Origin of the sequence: Herbaspirillum sp. NPDC101397 (genome assembly GCF_044767325.1) — a bacterium.
GTDB lineage: Bacteria > Pseudomonadota > Gammaproteobacteria > Burkholderiales > Burkholderiaceae_D > Herbaspirillum.
In genome coordinates this window covers 17,133-40,029 of sequence record NZ_JBIWNS010000014.1, presented here as the reverse complement: position 1 = coordinate 40,029, position 22,897 = coordinate 17,133, and the positions used below count along the sequence as shown (strand labels likewise).

Annotated in this window: 24 protein-coding genes and 1 tRNA gene; 6 read left to right on the top strand and 19 right to left on the bottom strand. The window is 59.1% G+C overall.

The window, feature by feature from the left end:
- Positions 1 to 113: 113 nt before the first annotated feature.
- The 16 genes from nuoK to ACIROW_RS23895 all read right to left on the bottom strand — a co-directional run bounded on the left by nuoK (position 114) and on the right by ACIROW_RS23895 (position 13,016).
- The gene (nuoK, locus tag ACIROW_RS23970; RefSeq protein WP_016832380.1) at positions 114 to 422 is read right to left on the bottom strand and encodes an NADH-quinone oxidoreductase subunit NuoK; all 309 of its coding nucleotides are present in this window, start codon (positions 420 to 422) and stop codon (positions 114 to 116) included.
- A gap of 13 nt (positions 423 to 435) precedes the next feature.
- Positions 436 to 1,089, bottom strand: a complete 654-nt coding sequence (locus ACIROW_RS23965) for an NADH-quinone oxidoreductase subunit J (RefSeq protein WP_116433134.1) — start codon at positions 1,087 to 1,089, stop codon at positions 436 to 438.
- Positions 1,090 to 1,224: 135 nt separating this feature from the next.
- Complete coding sequence (gene nuoI / locus ACIROW_RS23960) at positions 1,225 to 1,713, bottom strand: NADH-quinone oxidoreductase subunit NuoI (protein WP_016832378.1); 489 nt, start codon at positions 1,711 to 1,713, stop codon at positions 1,225 to 1,227.
- 22 nt (positions 1,714 to 1,735) lie between these two features.
- Complete coding sequence (gene nuoH, locus ACIROW_RS23955) at positions 1,736 to 2,815, bottom strand: NADH-quinone oxidoreductase subunit NuoH (RefSeq protein WP_402279692.1); 1,080 nt, start codon at positions 2,813 to 2,815, stop codon at positions 1,736 to 1,738.
- Positions 2,815 to 5,142: an NADH-quinone oxidoreductase subunit NuoG gene (gene nuoG / locus ACIROW_RS23950; protein ID WP_402279689.1), complete on the bottom strand. Its 2,328-nt coding sequence runs from the start codon at positions 5,140 to 5,142 to the stop codon at positions 2,815 to 2,817. The genes nuoH and nuoG overlap by 1 nt, the downstream gene beginning before the upstream one ends.
- 109 nt (positions 5,143 to 5,251) lie before the next feature.
- Positions 5,252 to 6,547, bottom strand: a complete 1,296-nt coding sequence (nuoF, locus tag ACIROW_RS23945) for an NADH-quinone oxidoreductase subunit NuoF (protein WP_053199262.1) — start codon at positions 6,545 to 6,547, stop codon at positions 5,252 to 5,254.
- Positions 6,544 to 7,035, bottom strand: a complete 492-nt coding sequence (gene nuoE, locus ACIROW_RS23940) for an NADH-quinone oxidoreductase subunit NuoE (protein WP_116433138.1) — start codon at positions 7,033 to 7,035, stop codon at positions 6,544 to 6,546. The genes nuoF and nuoE overlap by 4 nt, the downstream gene beginning before the upstream one ends.
- Before the next feature lie 89 nt (positions 7,036 to 7,124).
- Positions 7,125 to 8,378 (bottom strand): NADH-quinone oxidoreductase subunit D, encoded by a 1,254-nt coding sequence (locus tag ACIROW_RS23935; RefSeq protein WP_402279687.1) that lies wholly within the window; start codon positions 8,376 to 8,378, stop codon positions 7,125 to 7,127.
- Complete coding sequence (locus ACIROW_RS23930) at positions 8,378 to 8,974, bottom strand: NADH-quinone oxidoreductase subunit C (protein ID WP_402279685.1); 597 nt, start codon at positions 8,972 to 8,974, stop codon at positions 8,378 to 8,380. The genes ACIROW_RS23935 and ACIROW_RS23930 overlap by 1 nt, the downstream gene beginning before the upstream one ends.
- Before the next feature lie 18 nt (positions 8,975 to 8,992).
- Positions 8,993 to 9,469: an NADH-quinone oxidoreductase subunit B family protein gene (locus ACIROW_RS23925; RefSeq protein WP_029363014.1), complete on the bottom strand. Its 477-nt coding sequence runs from the start codon at positions 9,467 to 9,469 to the stop codon at positions 8,993 to 8,995.
- Between the two features lie 3 nt (positions 9,470 to 9,472).
- The gene (locus ACIROW_RS23920; RefSeq protein WP_029363013.1) at positions 9,473 to 9,832 is read right to left on the bottom strand and encodes an NADH-quinone oxidoreductase subunit A; all 360 of its coding nucleotides are present in this window, start codon (positions 9,830 to 9,832) and stop codon (positions 9,473 to 9,475) included.
- A gap of 116 nt (positions 9,833 to 9,948) precedes the next feature.
- Positions 9,949 to 10,033 (bottom strand) — tRNA-Leu (locus ACIROW_RS23915).
- 109 nt (positions 10,034 to 10,142) lie between these two features.
- On the bottom strand, positions 10,143 to 10,517 hold the full coding sequence (gene secG / locus ACIROW_RS23910) for a preprotein translocase subunit SecG (RefSeq protein ID WP_402279682.1): 375 nt from the start codon (positions 10,515 to 10,517) through the stop codon (positions 10,143 to 10,145).
- A gap of 30 nt (positions 10,518 to 10,547) precedes the next feature.
- Positions 10,548 to 11,309, bottom strand: a complete 762-nt coding sequence (tpiA, locus tag ACIROW_RS23905) for a triose-phosphate isomerase (RefSeq protein ID WP_402279679.1) — start codon at positions 11,307 to 11,309, stop codon at positions 10,548 to 10,550.
- A 119-nt stretch (positions 11,310 to 11,428) separates the two neighbouring features.
- Positions 11,429 to 12,409, bottom strand: a complete 981-nt coding sequence (locus ACIROW_RS23900; RefSeq protein WP_402279677.1) for an NAD(P)H-quinone oxidoreductase — start codon at positions 12,407 to 12,409, stop codon at positions 11,429 to 11,431.
- Between the two features lie 52 nt (positions 12,410 to 12,461).
- A complete protein-coding gene (locus ACIROW_RS23895) occupies positions 12,462 to 13,016 on the bottom strand; it encodes a winged helix DNA-binding protein (RefSeq protein WP_053199273.1) in 555 nt (184 codons plus the stop codon).
- Between the two features lie 154 nt (positions 13,017 to 13,170).
- On the opposite strand from ACIROW_RS23895, the gene pxpB reads away from it, so the two are divergent.
- From pxpB to ACIROW_RS23865, 6 genes are all read left to right on the top strand, one after another.
- On the top strand, positions 13,171 to 13,824 hold the full coding sequence (gene pxpB / locus ACIROW_RS23890; protein ID WP_402279674.1) for a 5-oxoprolinase subunit PxpB: 654 nt from the start codon (positions 13,171 to 13,173) through the stop codon (positions 13,822 to 13,824).
- Entirely contained in the window at positions 13,821 to 14,831 is a 1,011-nt protein-coding gene (locus tag ACIROW_RS23885; RefSeq protein ID WP_402279671.1) for a biotin-dependent carboxyltransferase family protein, read from the top strand. The genes pxpB and ACIROW_RS23885 overlap by 4 nt, the downstream gene beginning before the upstream one ends.
- Before the next feature lie 9 nt (positions 14,832 to 14,840).
- Positions 14,841 to 15,581, top strand: a complete 741-nt coding sequence (pxpA, locus tag ACIROW_RS23880) for a 5-oxoprolinase subunit PxpA (RefSeq protein ID WP_402279668.1) — start codon at positions 14,841 to 14,843, stop codon at positions 15,579 to 15,581.
- 82 nt (positions 15,582 to 15,663) lie between these two features.
- Entirely contained in the window at positions 15,664 to 16,383 is a 720-nt protein-coding gene (locus tag ACIROW_RS23875) for a DUF969 domain-containing protein (RefSeq protein ID WP_116433149.1), read from the top strand.
- The gene (locus ACIROW_RS23870) at positions 16,380 to 17,366 is read left to right on the top strand and encodes a DUF979 domain-containing protein (RefSeq protein ID WP_402279665.1); all 987 of its coding nucleotides are present in this window, start codon (positions 16,380 to 16,382) and stop codon (positions 17,364 to 17,366) included. Before ACIROW_RS23875 ends, ACIROW_RS23870 begins: the two co-directional genes overlap by 4 nt.
- 89 nt (positions 17,367 to 17,455) lie before the next feature.
- Positions 17,456 to 18,460 carry a DUF2891 domain-containing protein gene (locus tag ACIROW_RS23865; RefSeq protein WP_402279662.1) on the top strand — a complete coding sequence of 335 codons (1,005 nt, stop codon included), beginning with the start codon at positions 17,456 to 17,458 and terminating at the stop codon, positions 18,458 to 18,460.
- A 71-nt stretch (positions 18,461 to 18,531) separates the two neighbouring features.
- Here ACIROW_RS23865 and ACIROW_RS23860 read toward each other — a convergent pair whose 3' ends face one another.
- From ACIROW_RS23860 to rpsO, 3 genes are all read right to left on the bottom strand, one after another.
- Complete coding sequence (locus ACIROW_RS23860; RefSeq protein WP_402279659.1) at positions 18,532 to 19,830, bottom strand: NAD(P)/FAD-dependent oxidoreductase; 1,299 nt, start codon at positions 19,828 to 19,830, stop codon at positions 18,532 to 18,534.
- 306 nt (positions 19,831 to 20,136) lie between these two features.
- Positions 20,137 to 22,269: a polyribonucleotide nucleotidyltransferase gene (gene pnp, locus ACIROW_RS23855; protein ID WP_402279656.1), complete on the bottom strand. Its 2,133-nt coding sequence runs from the start codon at positions 22,267 to 22,269 to the stop codon at positions 20,137 to 20,139.
- Positions 22,270 to 22,580: 311 nt separating this feature from the next.
- Complete coding sequence (gene rpsO / locus ACIROW_RS23850) at positions 22,581 to 22,850, bottom strand: 30S ribosomal protein S15 (protein ID WP_016832358.1); 270 nt, start codon at positions 22,848 to 22,850, stop codon at positions 22,581 to 22,583.
- Positions 22,851 to 22,897: the final 47 nt, after the last annotated feature.

Here is a 22,897-nt window from a genome sequence, read left to right as displayed (position 1 = left end):
TGGGTTCTCCTCGAATCGGGAAGACTCTCGGAGAACACCCATCTTTAAATGAAATTTAAATTCAATCTACCTGCATTGCGGACGTTCCAATGCGCACTACAGCTCAAACGTGCTTATCCCTTGAGCGTGTCCAGGTCTTCCACGTTGATGGTGTCCAGATTACGGAACAGCACCACAAGAATGGCCAGGCCGATTGCGGACTCCGCAGCGGCGACGGTCAGGATGAAGAACACGAAGATCTGTCCTGCTGCATCGCCGAGGTAATGCGAAAAGGCAATGAAGTTCATATTCACCGCCAGCAGCATCAGTTCGATTGCCATGAGCAACACGATGACGTTCTTGCGGTTGAGGAAAATGCCGACGATCGAGATCGCGAACAGGATCGCGCCGAGGATCAGGTAATGCGAGAGCGAGAGGGTCATGATTGCGCGCTCCTTAAGCTTGTGGTCCTGCGCCGGATGCCTGAGCATCGCCGCCGGTGTTGGTGTCATTGCGAGTGGATTCAGCCTTCATCTTGACCAGGCGAACGCGATCGGTGCTCTTGACCTTGACTGCTTCGGCCGGCGAGAAGTACTTGCTGTCCTTGCGGCGACGCAGCGTCAGCGCCACGGCGGCGACGATGGCGACCAGCAGGATCACGGCGGCGACTTCAAAGGCGTAGACGTATTCGGTGTAGATCAGCATGCCCAGCGCCTTGGTGGTGCCGATGGTGTTCGATGCCGCCGGTACTTGCGCTTCCGGCGCCCAGAAGCTGCGCAACAGGACCGCTGCCATTTCCAGCACGATGATCACGCCGATGGTCGCGGCCAGCGGGAAGTATCCCCAGAAGCCCTCTCGCATCTTGTCGAGATTGATGTCCAGCATCATCACCACGAACAGGAACAGCACCATCACCGCCCCGACATAAACCAGCACCAGCACGATGGCGAGGAATTCCGCCTTCAGCAACATCCAGATGCCGGCCGCCGAAAAGAAGGCCAGCACGAGAAACAGGGCCGCATGCACCGGATTGCGGGCCGTAATGACGCGTAATGCGGCGAGCACGAGGACCACCGAAAACGCATAGAACAAGACAGTTTTAAATTCCATAATCAACCAAAAAGTTGGCTAAAACCAGCATCAGATCATTCGATCGCCCGATCCATCGATCAGGCTACCCAACAAGCTTCAGACCCGATCATCTCAGCGGCATGCAACAACCAGCGCATGCCGTCCCGAACTCAATCAACGATATGCCGCGTCTGCAGTACGTGCAGCGGCGATTTCATTTTCGTAACGATCACCAACGGCCAGCAGCATTTCCTTGGTGTAGTACAGATCGCCGCGCTTTTCACCGTGGTATTCCAGGATGTGCGTTTCAACGATCGAATCAACCGGGCATGACTCTTCGCAGAAGCCGCAGAAAATACACTTGGTCAGATCGATGTCGTAACGCGTGGTGCGGCGCGAACCGTCGTCACGCTGTTCCGATTCGATCGTGATCGCCATCGCAGGGCAAACCGCTTCGCACAGTTTGCAGGCGATGCAGCGCTCTTCACCGTTCGGATAGCGACGCAAGGCGTGCAGACCGCGGAAACGCGGCGACTGCGGCGTCTTCTCTTCCGGGAACTGAATCGTGATCTTGCGCGCAAACAGATAGCGGCCGGTCAGGGCCAGGCCCTTGAACAGCTCCCGCAACATCAGGCTGCCGAAAAAATCCTTAATAGCTTCCATGCTTCTCACCTCAGCCTTTACATTACTTCCAAATATTCCACGAGGTCTGCATCCAGGTCGCAACGATGACCAGATACACCAATGTCAGCGGAATGAACACTTTCCAGCCCAGACGCATGATCTGGTCATAGCGGTAACGCGGGAACGATGCGCGCACCCAGATAAATAGCGACACAATGAAGAACGTCTTGATACCGAGCCATATCCAGCCAGGGATGAAGTCCAACACGCTCAGCGGCGATGCCCAGCCGCCCAGGAACAGCAGCGCGGTCAGGATCGAAATCAGCCACATGTTGGCGTATTCAGCCAGGAAGAACATCGCAAACGACATACCCGAGTATTCGATCATGTGACCGGCCACGATTTCGGATTCGCCTTCGACCACGTCGAACGGGTGACGGTTGGTTTCAGCGATGCCCGAGACGATGTAGATCACGAAAATCGGCAGCAGCGACAACCAGTTCCACGACAGGAAACCGACGCCGTGGTCGGCGAAGAAGCCTTTGCCCTGGCTGGTGACGATGTCGATCAGGTTCAGGCTGCCGGACACCATCAGCACGATGACCAGGCAGAAGCCCATCGAGATTTCGTACGAGACCATCTGCGCCGAAGCACGCATGGCGCCGAGGAAGGCGTACTTCGAGTTGGACGCCCAGCCGGCGATGATCACGCCGTAGACTTCCATCGACGTGATCGCCATGACGAACAGCAGGCCGGCATTGACGTTGGCGATGACCGCTTCAGGTCCGAACGGAATCACTGCCCAGGCAGCCAGCGCCGGCATGATGGTCATGATCGGTGCGATGAAGAACAGCACCTTGCTGGCGCGCGCCGGCGTGGTCACTTCCTTGAAGATCAGTTTCAGCGCGTCGGCGATCGGTTGCAGCAGACCGGCGGGGCCGACGCGATTCGGACCGAGACGAACGTGCATCCAGCCGATCAGCTTGCGTTCCCACAGCGTCAGGTAAGCGACGCAGCCCAGCAGCGGCACCATCACGACCAGAATCTTCAGCAGACTCCAGACGAAGGTCCACACATACGGCCAGGCGGTGCCCAGATACGTGGGGCCGACTGCGTTGATGTTGGCAATCAGTTGATCCATTACGCTTTCTCCACAACGATTGCGCCGAACATGCTGCCCAGATTAGCGGTGCTTGCATGGGCGGCTGCCACACGTACGACATTTTCCGGCAGGTTCTTGTCGATGCCTGCAGTCAGCAGCGCGCTGCCCTGCCCTTGCTTGATGCTCACGCGATCGCCGGCGGCGATGCCGAGCTTTTGCGACAAGGCGGCCGACAACCATGCCTTCGGCGCCTGGCCGTCTTGCGTTTGCAGCAGCGCCGGCGAACGGCGTGCGATGGCATCGGCAAAATGGATAGGCACATCGGCCAGGCGTTCCAGCGCACCGTTGGCGGCCACGTTGCCCGCTTGCGGCGCCAGCTTGGCGATATTGTTCAGACGCGCGGACAGATCGGTTTCTTCGCCGATGACTTCGGTGCGAATCGATTCCGAGGTTTCGTAGTCGAAATTTTGCAGACCGAGCAGATTGCCCAGGACGCGCAACACCTTCCATGCCGGACGAGCGTCACCCAGCGGCTTGACGGTGCCGTTGAAGCTTTGTGCGCGGCCTTCGGCGTTGACGAAGGTGCCGGCTGTTTCAGTGAACGGTGCGATCGGCAGCAACACGTCGGCGTAATCCGCGCCGTGTTTGAATGCCGACATCACGACGACCATTTCAGCTTGCTTCAGCGCAGCGGTAGCAGCTTGGGCATCATGGCTGTCGAGTTCCGGTTCGGCGTTCAACAGGAGGTAGGCCTTGCGCGGTTGCGCGAAGGCTTGCAGCGCGTTGGCGCCGTCCTTGCCTGGGATCGCGTTGGCGAGGTAACCGCCGACGGCGTTGCCGCCTTCAGTCAGGTAGCCCAGCTTGGCGCCGGTTTGTTCGGCGATCCATTGTGCGGCGGCGTGCAGTTGCGATGCTTGCGGATGTTGCGCAGCGGCGTTGCCCAGCAACACGGCCTTGGATGCACCCGACAACAGGCTTGCTGCGGTCTGCTTGGCTTCCTGCGAAATCTCAACGTTTTCGAAACCAGCCGGTGCGGCGACGCTCTTGGCTTGCGCCACGGCGGCAACGATGCCGCTCAGTGCCGCCAGCCATGCGGACGGTGCTGCGATGATCTTGTTGGCGACCGGCATCAGCAGGTCGTCGTCGGCGGCGTGCAGGACGCTGATCTTGGCGCCGCTCTTGACTGCCTGGCGCAGACGCGCGGTCAGCAACGGATGATCCTTGCGCAGGAACGAGCCGATGATCAGGGCGCGGTTCAGTTCGGAGAACTCGACGATGGACATGCCCAGCCATGGAGTGACCTGATGGTCCAGCGCGAAGTCGGACTGACGCAGGCGGAAATCGATGTTTTCCGAACCCAGGCCGCGCACGACTTTTTGCAGCAATGTCAGTTCTTCCAGCGTCGAGTACGGCGTACCCAATGCAGCGATGGCGCTGGCGCCGTGTTCGTGGCGGATGTTGCGCAGGCCGTGTGCGACGTATTCCAGCGCAACTTGCCATTCGACTTCCTGCCACTTGCCGTCTTGCTTCAACATCGGCTTGGTCAAGCGCTCTTCGCTGTCCAGCGCTTCGTAGGAGAAACGGTCCTTGTCGGAAATCCAGCATTCGTTGACCGCTTCGTTTTCCAGCGGCAGAACGCGCATGACCTTGCCGCCCTTGACCTGAACGATCAGGTTGGCGCCGAGGCTGTCGTGCGGGCTGACCGACTTGCGACGCGACAATTCCCAGGTACGTGCAGCGTAGCGGAACGGCTTCGATGTCAACGCGCCGACCGGGCACAGATCGATCATGTTGCCGGACAGTTCGGAGTTGACGGTGTTGCCGACGAAGGTAGTGATTTCGGAGTGCTCGCCGCGACCCAGCATGCCCAGTTCCATGACGCCGGCGACTTCCTGGCCGAAACGTACGCAACGTGTGCAGTGGATGCAACGATTCATTTCCTTCATGGAGATCAGCGGGCCGACGTCCTTCGGAGGAACCACGCGCTTTTCTTCTTCGTAGCGTGATGTCGAACCACCGTAGCCGACCGCCAGATCCTGCAGCTGGCATTCGCCGCCCTGATCGCAGATCGGGCAATCCAACGGGTGATTGATCAGCAGGAATTCCATGACGCCTTTTTGCGCCTTGACCGCCTTGTCGCTCGCCGTACGAACGATCATGCCGGCCGTGACCGGAGTGGCACAGGCAGGCAGAGGCTTCGGCGCTTTTTCAACGTCGACCAGACACATGCGGCAGTTGGCCGCAATGGATAATTTTTTGTGATAGCAAAAATGAGGAATGTAAGTGCCGACCTTGTTGGCAGCATCCATAACCATGCTGCCTTCTTGCACTTCAACTTTTTTGCCGTCTATTTCGATTTCAACCATGGCTTTTTGCCCAAGCTAAGTATTCTTTTGACCTTGAAGACATGCGCCCTGCCTTGTCGCCGATCGCATGTCTTGCCGTGCTGCCTAATGCTGTACTTGACGCTATGCGTTAAATATAAGCAGGCACCGAGCAGTGTTTGTGCTCGATGTGATACTCAAATTCTTCGCGGAAGTTCTTGATGAAAGCACGCACCGGCATTGCCGCCGCATCGCCGAGCGCACAGATGGTGCGGCCCTGGATGTTGTCGGCAACCGAATTGAGCACATCGAGGTCTTCCAGCTTGCCGTGACCGTTTTCGATACGCTCCACCATGCGGTACATCCAGCCGGTGCCTTCGCGGCACGGCGTACATTGACCGCAGGATTCTTCGTAGTAGAAATACGCCAGGCGCAACAGCGACTTGACCATGCAACGCGTTTCATCCATGACGATGACAGCGCCCGAACCCAGCATCGAGCCGGCCTTGGCGATGGCATCGTAGTCCATGGTGGTTTCCATCATGACGTCGCCGCGGATCACCGGAGCGGACGAGCCGCCTGGGATGACTGCTTTAAGCTTCTTGCCGCCGCGCATGCCGCCCGCCAGTTCCAGCAGTGTCGAGAACGGCGTGCCGAGCGGGATTTCGTAGTTGCCCGGACGTTCGACGTCGCCCGAGATCGAGAAGATCTTGGTGCCGCCGTTGTTCGGCTTGCCGATGTCGGCGTAGGCTTGCGCGCCGATCTTGAAGATGAACGGCACAGCAGCAAACGTTTCGGTGTTGTTGATCGTGGTCGGCTTGCCGTACAGGCCGAAGCTGGCAGGGAACGGCGGCTTGAAGCGCGGTTGGCCCTTCTTGCCTTCGAGCGACTCCAGCAGCGCAGTTTCTTCGCCGCAGATGTAGGCGCCGTAACCGTGGTGACCGTGCAGCTGGAAGCTGAAATTGGTGCCGAGGATGTTGTCGCCCAGGAAGCCGGCTGCGCGTGCCTCTTCCAGCGCTTCTTCAAAACGCAGGTACGCGTCGAAGATTTCGCCGTGGATGTAGTTGTAGCCGACCGTGATGCCCATTGCGTAGCCGCCGATGATCATGCCTTCGATCAGCGAGTGCGGATTGTAGCGAATGATGTCGCGGTCCTTGAATGTACCCGGTTCGCCTTCATCGCTGTTGCAGACCAGGTACTTTTGTCCTGGGAACTGGCGCGGCATGAAGCTCCACTTCAGGCCGGTCGGGAAACCTGCACCGCCGCGACCACGCAAGCCCGAGGACTTGAGTTCGGCGATGACTTGTTCAGGCGTGATGTTTTCAGCCAGGATGCGCTTGAGCGACTCGTAGCCGCCGCGCTTGACGTAATCCTCCAGATGCCAATTCTGGCCATCCAGATCCGCCAGAATCAGCGGCTTGATATGACGATCGTGCAGACAAGTCATTTCTTCAGTTCCTCCAGCAGCGCGTCGATCTTGTCGTTCGACATCCAGCTGCACATGCGGTGATTGTTGACCAGCATGACAGGTGCGTCGCCGCATGCGCCCATGCATTCGCCTTCGACGATCGTGAACTGACCGTCGGCGGTGGTTTCCTTGTAGCCGACACCGAGCGTGTGCTTCAGGTGATGCGCTGCACGATCGCCGCCCGACAGCAGGCATGGCAGATTCGTACAGACGGTGATCTTGTGCTTGCCCTGCGGGCTGGTGTTGAACATGTTGTAGAACGTGGCGACTTCCTGCACGGCCACCGCAGGCATGCCGATGTAATCGGCGATTTCCTGTTGCAGCTCAGCAGGCAGCCAGCCGTGTTCGACCTGCGCAATGCGCAGCGCGGACATGACGGCAGACTGGCGTTGATCCGCCGGGTATTTCGCGAGTTCGCGATCGATTTTCTTAAGAGCGTCTTGACTTAACAGCATATCGTTGGCCATCCGTGCGCATGGTTTGTTGAGAACCTGCGCGGGTTTATCGGATATTCCCCAGAACCTAATGGGTTTTCAAAAACATCCAGGGACCGGTTTTACCGGTCGATTTCACCAAACACAATGTCTTGCGTACCGATGATGGTTACGGCATCGGCAATCATGTGCCCCTTGGCCATCTCGTTGAGACTTTGCAAATGCGCATAACCCGGCGCGCGGATCTTCATCCGGTAAGGCTTGTTGGCGCCGTCCGACACGAGGTAAATGCCGAACTCGCCCTTCGGATGCTCGACCGCTGCATATGTTTCGCCCGGCGGCACGTGGAAGCCTTCGGTGAACAGTTTGAAGTGGTGAATCAGGTCTTCCATGTTGGACTTCATGTCCATGCGTGGCGGCGGCGCAATCTTGTGATTGTCGATGATGACCGGACCCGGGTTGTTGCGCAGCCACTCGACGCATTGCTTGATGATGCGGTTCGACTGGCGCATTTCTTCCACGCGCACCAGATAGCGGTCGTAGCAGTCGCCGTTCTTGCCGACCGGGATGTCGAAATCGAGCAGGTCGTAGACTTCGTACGGCTGCTTCTTGCGCAGATCCCATTCGATGCCCGAGCCACGCAGCATCGGACCGGAAAAGCCCATTGCCATTGCGCGTTCCGGCGAGACCACGCCGACGCCGACCAGACGCTGCTTCCAGATACGGTTGTCGGTCAGCAGTGTTTCGTACTCGTCGACGTATTTCGGGAAACGGTTGGTGAAGTCCTCAATGAAGTCCAGCATCGAGCCCTGGCGATTTTCATTGAGTTGCTTGATGGCTTTGTCGTTGCGGATGATCGATGCCTTGTACTGCGGCATGGTTTCCGGCAGGTCGCGATACACGCCGCCCGGACGATAGTAGGCCGCATGCATGCGTGCGCCGGACACGGCTTCGTAGCAATCCATCAAATCTTCGCGTTCGCGGAAGGCGTACAGCAGCACGCCCATCGCGCCGACGTCCAGACCGTGGGCGCCGATCCACATCAGGTGGTTCAGCAGACGGGTGATTTCGTCGAACATGACGCGGATGTACTGGGCGCGCAGCGGCACTTCGATGCCGAGCAGCTTCTCGATGGCCATGACGTAGGCGTGCTCATTGCACATCATCGACACGTAATCGAGGCGGTCCATGTACGGAACCGATTGAAGATAGGTTTTTTGCTCGGCCAGCTTTTCGGTGCCGCGATGCAGCAGACCGATATGCGGGTCGGCGCGCTGAATGACTTCGCCGTCCAACTCCAGCACCAGGCGCAGCACACCGTGCGCGGCCGGATGCTGCGGACCAAAGTTCAGCGTGTAATTCTTGATTTCAGCCATTATTTAATCCCGTAGTTTTCTTCACGAATGACACGCGGCGTGATTTCACGCGGCTCAATCGTCACGGGTTGATAAACCACGCGTTTTTGTTCGGCGTCGTAACGCATTTCGACATAGCCCGACACCGGGAAGTCCTTGCGGAACGGATGGCCGATGAAGCCGTAGTCGGTGAGGATGCGACGCAAGTCGTCATGCCCGTCGAACAGGATGCCGTAGAAGTCGAAAGTCTCGCGCTCATACCAGTTGGCGGCGGACCAGATATTCATGAGCGAGGCCACCAGCGGCATGTCGTCGTCCGGCGCAAAAACCCGCACGCGAACGCGCCAGTTATGCGTCAGCGACAGCAGATGCGAGACCACCGCAAAGCGCGGACCGTCCCAGACGCCGTCGCCGTACGTCGAGTAGTCGACGCCGCACAGGTCCATCAATTCTTCGAAACGGGTATCGGCGTGATCGCGCAGAACGCGCATCGCCGAAAGATAATCGGCGGACTTGACCACTACCGTGATCTCGCCCAAAGACACTGTCAAATTCTGAAGATACCCTCCAAGCGCGTTGCGCAAGGCAGCTTCGAGAGTTTCCAATTTTGTCGTCATACTGACCCTTCCACTCCCTTAGCGCGCAATGGTATTGGTGCGCTTGATCTTATTTTGCAGCTGGATCACGCCATACAGCAGCGCTTCGGCTGTCGGCGGGCAGCCTGGAACATACACGTCGACCGGCACGATACGGTCGCAACCGCGCACGACGGAATACGAATAGTGATAGTAGCCGCCGCCGTTGGCACAGGATCCCATCGAGATCACCCAGCGCGGCTCGGCCATCTGGTCGTACACCTTGCGCAGCGCCGGCGCCATCTTGTTGCAAAGCGTGCCGGCAACAATCATGACATCGGACTGACGCGGCGACGGGCGGAACATGATGCCAAAACGATCCAGGTCGTAACGCGAGGCGCCGACGTGCATCATTTCAACCGCACAGCACGCCAGACCAAAGGTCATCGGCCACATGGAACCGGTACGGGTCCAGTTGATTACCTTATCCAGCGAGGTGGTAACAAACCCTTCGTTTAATACGCCTTCAATTGACATGGCTCACTCCCAATCCAGGGCACCCTTTTTCCAGATGTACCAAAAACCGACAACAAATTCAGCGATGAAGACCATCATCGTGATGTAGCCAGACCAGCCCAGGTCGCGCATGGAAACGCCCCACGGGAAGAAAAATGCAGTTTCGAGATCGAACAGAATGAACAGGATGGCGACGAGGTAATACCGCACATCGAACTTCATGCGGGCATCTTCAAAAGCTTCAAAGCCGCATTCGTAAGGAGAGGTCTTTTGCGCATCAGGCCGGTGAGGCCCGAGCAAACGACCGAGTAACTGAGGAGCGACACCGACACCGATGCCAACTAGGATAAACAACAGAACTGGAAAGTAATTTTCGAGGTTCACGATTTGGCGTAGGTTTGTTGATAATTAGCGGAATGATTCTCAATATCAAACAGCTTTTTCCTCGACAAAAAGCCAGCTCGGGACTTGGTCCTTTGCTGGCTTTTCTCGGTATTTCATGGTGCCGACGACGAGACTCGAACTCGTACAGCTTTCGCCACTACCCCCTCAAGATAGCGTGTCTACCAATTTCACCACGTCGGCTTGAGACTGCAATTGTAACCCGTTTTGATGCTCTTGTTCAATGCACAATCACACTAAAACTTCACAATCTGCTTTAAGTTTTGCGCATTATTACACTCTGCGCAAAAGACTATTTCGGAATCTGATTTGATTGATCTGCAGGATTTGCAGGAGCTGCTGCAGGAGCGCCCGATGCAGCGGGAGTTGCCGGAATTGCGGCAGCCGGAGCAGGCAAATTATCCATAACGCCACCAGATTGCGAAACATGATGATTGCCGACGAATGCCAGCGCAAGAGTCGCCGCAAAAAAGATCGCAGCAGCGATGCCGGTCGACTTCGACAAGAAGTTGGAAGAACCCGTGGCGCCGAACAAGCTGCCCGACGCGCCCGAACCGAACGCAGCCCCCATATCCGCCCCTTTGCCGTGCTGCAGCAGAACCAGACCGATGATAGTCAGCGCCGCGAGCACCTGAATCACAACAATAACAGTAAATAAAGTATTCATATAGCCATCTTAAATTAAAACAACAAACAATCAGTTGCCCTGGGCAGCCTGGACAATCGCCAGGAAATCCGCTGCTTTCAGAGCCGCGCCACCGATCAGACCACCATCAATATCCGACATGGCCAGCAGTTCTTTGGCGTTATCGGGTTTCATGCTACCACCGTAGAGGATTTGCACCCTGACGGCGGCGTCAGCATTTTTTGCGGCCAGTCGCGCGCGCAACATCGCGTGCACATCCTGCGCCATGTCGGGCGTGGCCGTCTTGCCTGTGCCGATGGCCCAGACCGGCTCGTATGCCACCACAATCTTTTGCACGTCGGCCGCATCCAGCGCAGCCAGCACGACATCGAGCTGGCCGCCGACGACGGCGTTGGTGCGCCCTGCCTCGCGTTCGGCCAATGTTTCACCCACGCAGACGATAGGCGTCAATCCGGATTTCAGCGCCGCAGCGGCCTTGGCCGCAACCGCCGCGTCGTTTTCGCCGTGATAGGCGCGACGCTCGGAATGGCCGACGATGGCGTATTTGCAAGCGAATTCGGCCAGCATGGCCGCCGACACTTCACCGGTGTACGCGCCGCTTGCATGCGCGGAGACATCTTGCGAGCCCAAAGCCAGCGCGGAGCCGGCAACAGCCGCCTGCACTTGCGCCAGGTAAGGCGCCGGCACGCACACGGCGACGTCGGCATTGACGCCGACGGCAGCCAGACCGGCTTTGACATCGGCGACCAGCGCGGCGTTGGCGGCGAGGCCGCCATTCATTTTCCAGTTACCGGCAACTAATTTACGGCGCATAAAAGGGAGAGCCAAAGGACGAATTAAGGGGAGAATTCTGAATAACCCCGCATTCTATCGCGCCGCGGCAAACCCGGTCAAACCAAACACCCCGGCATCTGGCGCCTGCCCGATATTCTTCAGTCCAGCGTCAGCATGATCTTGCCGACATGCGCACTCGATTCCATCAGTGCATGGGCCTCTGCCGCCTGCCCCAGCGGGAACGTCTTGTAGATCACCGGCTTGACCTTGCCGCTGGCCAGCAGCGGCCAGACGCGCTCCTGCAACTGCTGCGCGATGAAGGCCTTGAACTCCACCGGACGCGGACGCAGGGTCGACCCGGTGACGGTCAGGCGGCGACGCAGGATCTGGCTCATGTCCAGCTGCCCCTTGGCGCCGCCCAGCAAGGCAATGATGACCAGCCGGCCATCGTCGGCCAGGGTCTTGATTTCGCGCGGCAGGTAGTCGCCGCCGACCATGTCCAGGATGACATCGACGCCGCGGCCTTCGGTGGCGGCCTTGAGGACTTCTTCGAAATCTTCAGTACGGTAGTTGATGGCGAGCTCAGCCCCCAACTCTTCGCAGGCGCGGCATTTGTCATCCGAGCCGGCGGTAGCAAAGACACGATGCCCCAGTGCGGCTGCGATCTGGATCGCGGTCACGCCGATACCGGAGGAGCCGCCCTGCACCAGCAGGGTTTCGCCCGGCGCCAGTCGCGCCCGCTCGAACACGTTGCTCCAGACGGTGAAGAAATTTTCCGGCAGCGCCGCCGCCTGCAACGCGCTCAGACCTTGCGGCACCGGCAGGCATTGCGCCAGCGGCGCTGCGCAATATTCCGCATAGCCGCCGCCCTGCACCAGCGCGCACACCAGATCGCCCTTTTTGAAGACGCTGCCGCTCAGATCGCCGTCGACGATTTCGCCGGCCACTTCCAGCCCCGGCAGATCCGAGGCGCCCGGGGGCACCGGATAATTGCCCTGGCGCTGAAATACGTCTGGACGATTGACGCCCGCCGCATGAACCTTGATCAGGATTTCGCCGGTTTTCAGCTGCGGCAGCGGGCGTTCGCACAACTGCAGCACTTCCGGCCCGCCTAATTCGGTAATTTCGATTGCTCGCATGATTTTCCCTCTGCGCCCCCAGTGGGAGACGCCGTCGATGGCCGACGGTTGCTTACAACGATGCGGCCGCGCGCGCGGCGGTATCGTACAAACCGGAGGCGCTGCGCAACAATTGCGCGGCCTCGCCGATGGCCTGGTTCTGGATGCCGCTGTCGACCTGCACTTCGATCAGGCAGCGCTCGCGCACTTCCTTGTAGCGCATGCACAGTTGCTGGCCTTCGTCGGTGGTCGAAAACAGCAGTTCCTTGCCGGCCTTCTCGCTCTTCACGTAACCCGCCTTGACCAGTTTCTTGAGCGCATAGGTGACAACGTGCGTATCCTCAATATTCAGGACAAAGCAAATGTCCGCGAGTTTCTTTTTGCGCTCGCGGTGGTTCACGTGATGCAACAAAGAGACCTCGATTGCCGTCATATCTTTGGCGCCTGCGGCCATCATGCAACGCATCATCCAGCGATTGAATGCATTACCTGCCATGATGAGGGCATATTCCAGCTCCGACAGCTCGGCGCTGCGCTCGGAAACGAGATGATTGGAGGAGACGATTTTGGTCGGAGATTTTTGTGTCACGGCCTGTTCCGGCGTGTTTTTCAAGGATTTGTCACTCATAAGCTTTTTTCTGTCATGAAAATGTTCGTACAACTACGACACTATATAGCAATCTTAAATAAATAATTTATCTATATATTGTCTATACCTTGTCCGAAATGTATGATCCCTCGGGATTAACGGGCGCAAGCCTTCCAGCCAGATCCGGATGACAATGATTCAACCTCAACTCCACTTTCTCGGCGACGGCGCACTATTGTGCAATCTGCCGCCGCCGGCCACCCTGTCACATCAGCAGCGCATCTGGAGTCTCGCCGACACCGCAGCGGACTGGCCCGAAGTTGCCGAAGTCGTCCCTGGCATGAACAACCTGACGCTGATCCTGCGCCGCCCCATTGTCGATATGGATGCCGTCTCAAAGCGCATCCTCGACAGCTGGAAATACCTCGACGTAGGCCAGCTGAGCGGCCGCAACATCGACATCCCTGTCGTGTATGGCGGCGCCGGCGGTCCCGACCTCGACGTCATTGCGCGCCATACCGGCCTCTCGACGGCGGAAGTCATCCGCCGTCACAGCGAAGGCGAATACGTCGTCTACTTCATCGGCTTCATGCCCGGCTTCGCCTACATGGGCGGCCTCGATCCGCAACTCGCGACACCGCGCCAGGATGAACCGCGCCTCTCGATTCCCGCAGGCTCGGTCGGCATCGGCGGTGAACAGACCGGCATTTATCCGCTGGCCTCGCCGGGCGGCTGGCAATTGCTCGGACGCACCGCGCTGCCGCTGTTCGATCCGACGCAAAATCCGCCAACCCTGCTGCGCCCGGGCGACCGCGTCCGCTTTACCGTGGAACGGATCGCCAAATGATCGATATCATCCAACCCGGCCTGCTGACTTCGGTGCAGGATCTCGGCCGCCCCGGTCATCGGCAGCTCGGCATCAATCCAGGCGGAGCACTCAATCCGCTGGCGCTCAGCACTGCCAACCTGCTGGTCGGCAACGACGTCAATGCCGCTGGCCTTGAAATCACCATGGGCGCCTGTGAGCTGCGGTTCACCATCGACACGCGTATCGCGCTAGGCGGTGACGATTTCGACGCGCGGATCGACGACAAACCGCTGGCGCCTTACTGGAGCACGCCGGTACGCCCAGGACAGACGCTGCGCCTTGCCCACGTCGGCCGCAGCGGTGCGCCAGGCATGCGCACCTGCCTGGCCGTCGCGGGCGGCATTGACGTTCCCGTCATCCTGGACTCGCGCAGCACTGACCTCAAGGCCGGCTTCGGCGGCCACCAGGGGAGGATCCTGCGCAAGGGCGACCGCCTGCCGCTGGGCGACGCCGGCGTCAAAGCGACCGGACCGGCCTTCGGCGTACGTTCACCGCAATGGAGCGGCCTTAGCGCACAGGCCAACGACAGCAGCAAACTGATCACGCTGCGAGTGCTGCCCGGGCCCGAATTCGAACAATTCACGGTCGCCGCCCGCAACACGCTGTGGCACGACAAGTGGCGCATTACGCCCAACAGCAACCGCATGGGCTACCGCCTGGAAGGTCCTGAACTCAAGCGCAAGCAAAGTCGCGACCTGCTGTCGCACGGCGTGGTGCCGGGCGTGATTCAGGTGCCGCCCTCCGGCCAGCCGATCATCCTGATGGGCGATGCACAGACCACCGGTGGTTACCCGAAGATCGGCGTGGTCATCGCGGCGGACATGTGGAAGCTCGCGCAGGCGCCGCTCAATGGCTTGCTGCAACTGCAACTCTGCGATCTGGAACAAGCCTTGCATGCATGGGAAGAACAACAGCGCTACCTCGCCCATGTCGAACAAACCGTCGCTGCGCTCGATTGGTCACGCGCGACGCAATACCGGAAATAAGGACAGCTCATGCACATCGATCTCAACGCCGATCTCGGCGAAGGCTGCGACAACGACGAACTGCTGCTGACGCTGGTCAGCTCGGCCAATATCGCCTGCGGCTGGCATGCCGGCGACGCCAACACCATGCGCCAGAGCGTACGCTGGGCGATCCGGAATCAGGTCGCCATCGGCGCGCACCCGAGTTTTCCAGACCGCGAAAATTTCGGCCGCAGCGCCATGAATTTGCCGCCTGAAGAAATCATCAGCGGCATGCTGTATCAATTGGGTGCGCTCGATGCCATCGTACGTGCCGAAGGGGGTCGCATGGTGCACGTCAAGCCGCACGGCGCGCTGTACAACCAGGCCGCCAAAGATGCCGTGCTGGCGCAGGCAATCTGTTCAGCGATACGCACCTTCAATCCGGAGCTGGCGCTGTTCGGCCTGGCCGGCAGCGAACTCGTCAGCGCAGCAAAACAGGCTGGCCTGACTGCCGTTGAAGAAGTGTTTGCCGATCGCGCCTACAACGCCGACGGCAGCCTGGTCAGCCGCGCGTTGCCCGGCGCCATGATCGAGGATGAAGCGCAGGCCATCGCGCAAACGATTTCATTCGTCAAGGACAAGCAAGTCACCGCCATCGATGGCAGCGTTGTGAAGGTCAACGCGCAGACCGTCTGCCTGCACGGCGACGGTGCGCATGCATTGGAATTTGCACGCCAGATCCGTGCTCGCCTGAGCAGCGAGCACATCGGCATCCGCGCCCCGTCCTAAGTTCATTTTGCCGTCCGTTCTTTTTGATTTTCCGTCGTCAGCAGTCAATTCACAATAACCATTCCTACTTGGGAGATAGTCCATGGATAGCTCGATTTTGCTACCGTTGATCGGGATTCCGATCGTCGTTGCAGGCTTTGCATTCCGCTTCAATCCGCTGTTGGTCGTTACCGTCGCAGGCCTTGCCACCGGACTTGCCGTCGGCATGGATTTCGGCATGCTGCTGGAAACCTTCGGCGAGAAGTTCATCAACAGCCGCTCGCTGGCTGTGTATGTACTGATCCTGCCGATCATCGGTCTACTGGAAAGCTATGGTCTCAAGGAACGCGCGCAAGACTGGATTTCCAGCATGGCCAGCGCGACCTCCGCACGCATCCTGATGCTGTACTTCATCCTGCGCCAGGTGTTTGGCGCGCTCGGCCTGACCTATATCGGCGGCCAGGCGCAAACCGTGCGGCCCTTGCTCGCCCCCATGGTCGAAGGTGCTGCGACAGCGCGCTATGGCGACCTGCCGCAACATATCCGCGACAAACTGCGCGCGCACTCCGCTGCCTGTGACAATATCGCCGTGTTCTTTGGCGAAGACATCTTCCTCGCCTTCGGTGCAGTACTGCTGATCGACGCCTTCCTCAAGGAAAACGGCATCACCAACATCGAGCCATTGCATCTCGGCTTGTGGGCCATTCCGACCGCGATTGCGGCGCTGGCCATTCACATGTTCCGTCTGGTGCGTCTCGATGCCGGGATTCAGCGTGACGTCAATGCCTGGAAAAAATCAGAAGGAAAAGAGGTGGCAGCATGAGTACCCTTATCACCATCAACGAAATCTACTATCTCATCGGCGTCATCGTCATGCTGCTGGTCGGCATGACATTGCGCGACAAAGGCAACCCCAAACGCCTGACCACCGCGCTGTTCTGGTTCTTGTTCGGTGCGGTATTCCTGTTCAGCGATCTGCTGGTTTCCTCACTGGGCAAACCGCTGGCTTATCGCATCATCGGCGTCGTGGTCATCCTGATCTCGCTGATTGCCGGCTTCGGCCTGCTGTCGCTCGGCACGTACAAGCAGCGCAGCGCCGAGCAACGCCAGGCATCGGCCAATCAATACGGTAACTGGATCTTTGTCCCAGCCATCCTGATTCCGGTCGTGACCGTGTTGTGCACCATCCTGCTCAAGGGCGTGGCCATCGGCGGCATGTATATCCTCGACCAGAAACAACTGACGCTGGCGGCGTTGTGCGTCGGCTGTATCTGCGCCATCCTGGCAGGCTGGAAACTGACCGGCGGCACGCCGCTGCATGCCGTGCGTGAATCGCGCCGGCTGCTCGACGCCATCGGCTGGGCTGCGGTGTTGCCGCAAATGCTGGCGATGCTCGGCGGCGTTTTCGTCGCAGCCCAAACCGGCAAATCGGTGCAGCAGGTTGTCGGCCTGTTCGTCAATCCTGAAAATCGCTTCATGCTGATCGTGATCTACTGTGTCGGCATGGCGCTCTTCACGATGATCATGGGTAACGCCTTCGCGGCCTTCCCCGTCATGACCGCCGGCATCGCCCTGCCCTTCATCATCGTCGGACAACATGCCGACCCGGCGCCGCTGGTCACCATCGGCATGCTGGCCGGTTATTGCGGCACGCTGATGACGCCGATGGCAGCCAACTACAACATCGTGCCGGCGGCGCTGTTGGAGCTCAAGGACAAGTACCAGGTCATCAAGGTGCAGATTCCTACCGGCATCGCGCTGTTGGCAGCCAATATCCTGCTGATGTATTTCATCGTGTTCCGTTAACTGTTCCGTCAATGTACGTCGCGGCCGGCGCTTCTGCACCGGCCGCAAACACGCTGCAACAACGCTGATCTGAAAACCGGAAAATTCTCATGCAACTCACTATCGAACTGGCCGCCGCATACACCGAGATGCCGCTGACCTACCTCCGCCAGGAATATCCCAATCACATCATGCACGTGCTCCACAGCGCCGACGACGTTTTGTCGCCACGCGCCATGCATCCGGTGTTTTACGGTTGCTACGACTGGCACTCGGCCGTCCATGGCTACTGGCTGCTGTTGCGCTGCGCGAAGCTGTATCCGACGCTGCCGACGCAGGACAAAATCACTGCGATCTTCGACGAACACTTCACGCCGGAATTGATGGCGCAGGAAACCGCCTACTTCCAGGTCGGCGGCCGCGCGTCTTTCGAGCGTCCTTACGGCTTTGGCTGGATCCTCGGTCTGGAGCAGGAACTTGCCGCATCGTCGCATCCACGCGCAAGCGCGTGGCACGCTGCGATGCAACCGCTGACACTGGAAATCCGCAAGCGCCTGCTGGAATACCTGGGCAAGTTGACTTACCCGATTCGCGTCGGCACGCATTACAACACGGCGTTTGCGCTGGCATTGGCGCTCGACTACGCCCGCGCCGCAAACGATGACGAGCTGGAAAGCGCCATCGTCCAGGCGTCGCTGGGCTACTACGGCAAGGACGTCAACTATCCGGCGCATTACGAACCGGGCGGCGACGAATACATCTCTGCGGCGTTGACGGAAGCGCTGTTGATGAGCAAGGTCCTGGACACAACCGCATTCCCGGCGTGGTTCGATACCTTCCTGCCGCAGATCGACAAGATCGAACGCCTGATGCAGCCGGCACAAGTCAGCGACCGCACCGATCCCAAGATCGCCCATCTCGACGGCCTCAACCTGAGTCGCGCCTGGTGCATGAAACACATCGCGCGGCATCTGCCGGCCGCTCACCCGGCGCAACCGGCATTGACTGGCGCGATCGAACGTCACCTGAAAGCCAGCGTTGATCACGTCGTCGGCAGCCACTACAGCGGCGGCCACTGGCTTGCCAGCTTTGCGCTGCTGGCGTTGGAAAACTGACGCTGCGGAACGAACTGCAAACGAAAAAAAGGCCGGCATATTGATGCCGGCCTTTTTATTTCGCAAATCAATTACTGCGTCGGCGCTTCATCATGCTTGTCATGCGGCTTGGCAGGCGGCGTGTTGATCGCACTGGAGATCACGCGTGCGCTGCGCTTGAAGGTCAGGTAAGCCCACGCCCAGTCCGTCATTACCATCAGGCGATTGCGGAAGCCGATCAGGAAATAGACGTGGATGAACAACCAGAACAGCCACGCCGGATAGCCTGAAAACTTCAGCTTGCCGACCATCGCCACGGCGGCCTTGCGACCAATCGTGGCCAGCGATCCATAGTCCTGGTAGACGAAGTTTTCCGGCGTCTTGCCCGCCATGTGGGCGAGCACATTGCGCGCAGCGACGCGGCCCATCTGCTTGGCCGCCGGCGATACACCCGGCACCGGCTTGCCGTCGGAAGTCGCAGCGGCAAGATCACCGATGACAAAGACTTCCGGATGGCCGGGAATCGATAGCCCGCCGCCCACCGGCACCCTGCCCGCACGATCGAGCGGCACATTGAGCGCCTTGCCCAGCGGCGACGCCGCCACGCCGGCCGACCAGATCACGGTGCGTGACGCCAGCCGTTGCTCGCCGTCCTTGTCGGTGTAGCGCACGCATTCTTCATCGATGTCAGTAACGCGGCTGCCCGTACGCACGTCGACGCCGAGCTTGACCAGCTGCGTGCGCGCCTTTTCCGACAGGTCGGGTGGAAAGGCCGCCAGCACGCGGTCGGAGCCTTCCAGCAACACCACCTTGGCATGGTGCGGATCAATGCGGCGGAATTCCCCGCTCAGCGTATGTCGGGCGATTTCGATCAGCGTGCCGGCCATCTCGACGCCGGTGGCGCCGGCGCCGATCACGGTGAAGGTGAGCCATTCGGCGCGGCGCACGGGGTCGTCTTCGCGTTCCGCATATTCGAACGCCATCAGGATGCGGCGGCGGATGTCGAAGGCGTCTTCCAGCGTTTTCAGTCCGGGGGCCAAGGATGCCCATTCGTCGTGACCGAAATAGCTATGGGTGGAACCTGCGGCAACGATCAGGTAGTCGTAGGCAATTTCGCTGCCGTCTTCCAGCGCGACCGTCTTGCGCGTCACATCGATGTCGGCGACCGCCGCCATCAGGCTGGTGACATTGCGTTGTGTCGCAAGGATGCTGCGGATCGGCGCGCTGATGGCGGGCGCCGACAAGCCGGCGGTGGCGACCTGGTACAGCAGCGGCTGGAACAGGTGGTGGTTGCTGCGGTCGATCATGGTGATGTCGACCTTGGCGTCGGCCAGTGCGCGAGCTGCGGCGAGGCCGCCGAAACCGCAACCGACGATGATCACGTGAGGCATGGAACTCCTTTCAGATTCGAATGAAATGACGCTCCCAAATTGTCCTGAATAGTTTGCGCCTGCATTGTCTCAAACGACTACCCCGAGGGTAATGCCAGTTGCAGGCATGGGCAAGGTGTACAGACGCGAATCGGCGCGCGTCCGACAGCTGCATGCGGCGCTTTCCGACAAACCAGGCAAAGCAAGGAAGGACAAGACACGCCAAAAACAAAAATCCCCCAGGACTTTCGCCCTGAGGGATTCGACACTACCTGACTGCAGCTGGCGAATGAGGCGATGCCTGCATCCGCCATGCCAATACGGCGATTACTGCGCGTCTTGCGAAGCAGGCGCTTCCGTGCCTTCTTGCGCTGCCTTCATCGACAGTTTCAGACGGCCGCGGTCGTCGGTTTCCAGAACCTTGACGCGGACTTGCTGGCCTTCCTTCAGGTAATCGGCAACGGCGTTGACGCGCTCGTTGGCGATCTGGCTGATGTGCAGCAAGCCGTCTTTGCCTGGCAGGACCTGAACGATCGCACCGAAGTCCAGCAGCTTCAGGACGGTGCCTTCGTAGACCTTGCCCACTTCGACGGAAGCGGTCAGTTCTTCGATACGGCGCTTGGCTTCCTGGCCTGCACCAGCGTCAACGGAAGCGATGGTGACCACGCCTTCGTCGCTGATGTCGATCTGGGTGCCGGTTTCTTCGGTCAATGCGCGGATGACTGCGCCGCCCTTGCCGATCACGTCACGGATTTTTTCCGGATTGATCTTGATGGTAATCAGGCGTGGAGCGAAATCGGACAGTTCGCCGGCGCCGGCTGGAACGGCTTCCTGCATTTTGCCCAGGATATGCACGCGGCCTTCCTTGGCTTGTTCCAGTGCGACCTGCATGATTTCCTTGGTGATGCCCTGGATCTTGATATCCATTTGCAGTGCGGTGATGCCGTTGGCAGTACCCGCCACCTTGAAGTCCATGTCGCCGAGGTGATCTTCATCGCCCAGGATGTCGGTCAGGACGGCGAACTTGCTGCCTTCCTTGATCAGACCCATGGCGATACCGGCCACGTGTGCTTGCATCGGCACGCCGGCGTCCATCAATGCCAGGCAGCCGCCGCAGACCGAAGCCATCGACGAGGAGCCGTTGGATTCAGTGATTTCCGACACCAGACGCACCGAGTAGCTGAATTCTTCAGCTGGCGGCAAGGCGGCGATCAGTGCGCGCTTGGCCAAACGGCCGTGACCGATTTCGCGGCGCTTTGGCGTACCAACGCGGCCGGTTTCGCCGGTTGCGAACGGAGGCATGTTGTAGTGGAGCATGAAGCGATCGGTGTACTCGCCCATCAGCGCGTCGATCTTTTGTTCGTCGCGTGCAGTGCCCAGGGTCGCGATGACCAGGGCCTGAGTTTCGCCGCGGGTGAACAATGCCGAACCGTGGGTGCGTGGCAGCACGCCGGTGCGGATGCTGATCGGACGGACGGTGCGGGTGTCGCGGCCGTCGATGCGTGGCTCGCCGTCGAGGATCTGCGAGCGGACGATCTTGGCTTCCAGATCGAACAGGATGCCGCCGACTTCTGCGGAGTCAGCTGCCGATGTACCTGCCGCTGCAGCATCTGCCGCCAGCGCTGCGTTGACTTCGGAAGTGACGGTCTTCAGCTTTTCGGTACGGGCTTGCTTGTCCTTGGTTTGATACGCAGCGCGCAGCTTGCCGTCAGCCAGTTCGGTGACGCGTGCGATCAGCGGTTCATTCTTGGCAGGCGCAGTCCATTGCACTTCAGGCTTGCCGCCGTCGCGCACCAGTTCGTGGATCGCGTTGATGACAGCCTTCGATTGATCGTGACCGAACACGACCGCGCCCAGCATGATTTCTTCGGACAATTGCTTGGCTTCCGATTCGACCATCAGCACGGCGGTTTCAGTGCCGGCGACAACCAGATCCAGTTGCGAAGTCTTCAATTGCGTTGCGGTTGGGTTCAGGACGTACTGGCCGTCAATGTAACCGACGCGTGCGGCGCCGACCGGGCCGTTGAATGGAATGCCGGCGATCGACAGAGCAGCCGACGCACCGATCATTGCCGCGATGTCCGGATCGATTTCCGGGTTCACGGACAGAACGTGAATGATGACCTGGACTTCGTTCAGGTAGCCTTCAGGGAACAGCGGACGAATCGGGCGATCGATCAGGCGCGATGTCAGTGTTTCCTTTTCGGAAGGCTTGCCTTCACGTTTGAAGAAGCCGCCGGGGATGCGACCCGCAGCGTAAGTCTTCTCGATGTAATCGACGGTTAGTGGGAAAAAGTCCTGACCTGGCTTGGCATCCTTGCGGGCCACAACCGTTGCCAGCACAACAGTGTCTTCAATCGAAACGACGACTGCACCGGAAGCCTGGCGAGCGATTTCGCCGGTTTCCAGAGTGACCTGGTGTTGTCCATACTGGAAGGTTTTAGTAACTTTATTGAACACGGTATTTCCTTTCTATATTGAACCTCCGCGTTGCCTTGCTTGGCGGGGATTCTTTTTTGCCGACAGATTTTCAGGCGCTGTCGTTCACCTCACCACGGATGCTTGTCACCGGCAAAAACAGCACCGCTGCAAGACATCTTACGAATCACGATCATTGGATGGGATCGCGGTACTGCAAAGAAGTTTTGCGAACCGGGAAAACATCGAGAACCACACGAAGCGGAATCGCAAAAAACAAAATGCCCGCGTCAGAAACTGACGCAGGCATTTTGGCTATGAACCCTGAACCTGAATGGTACGAGGGAACAAAATTACTTACGCAGACCGAGTTTTTCGATCAGTGCGCGGTAACGGTCGGCGTCCTTGCCCTTGAGGTAGGACAGCAGGCTCTTGCGACGGTTAACCATCTTGATCAGACCACGACGGGAGTGGTGATCCTTGCTGTGTTCTTTGAAGTGACCATTCAGGTCGTTGATGCGTGCTGTCAGCAGCGCAACTTGAACTTCCGGGGAGCCGGTGTCGTTTTGACCACGGGCGTTATCAGTAATAATGGCAGCCTTGGCTGTTTTTTCGATCGACATGCTATACCTTTCACAAGCGGTGTGCGGAGTGGCTACCCTGCATACCG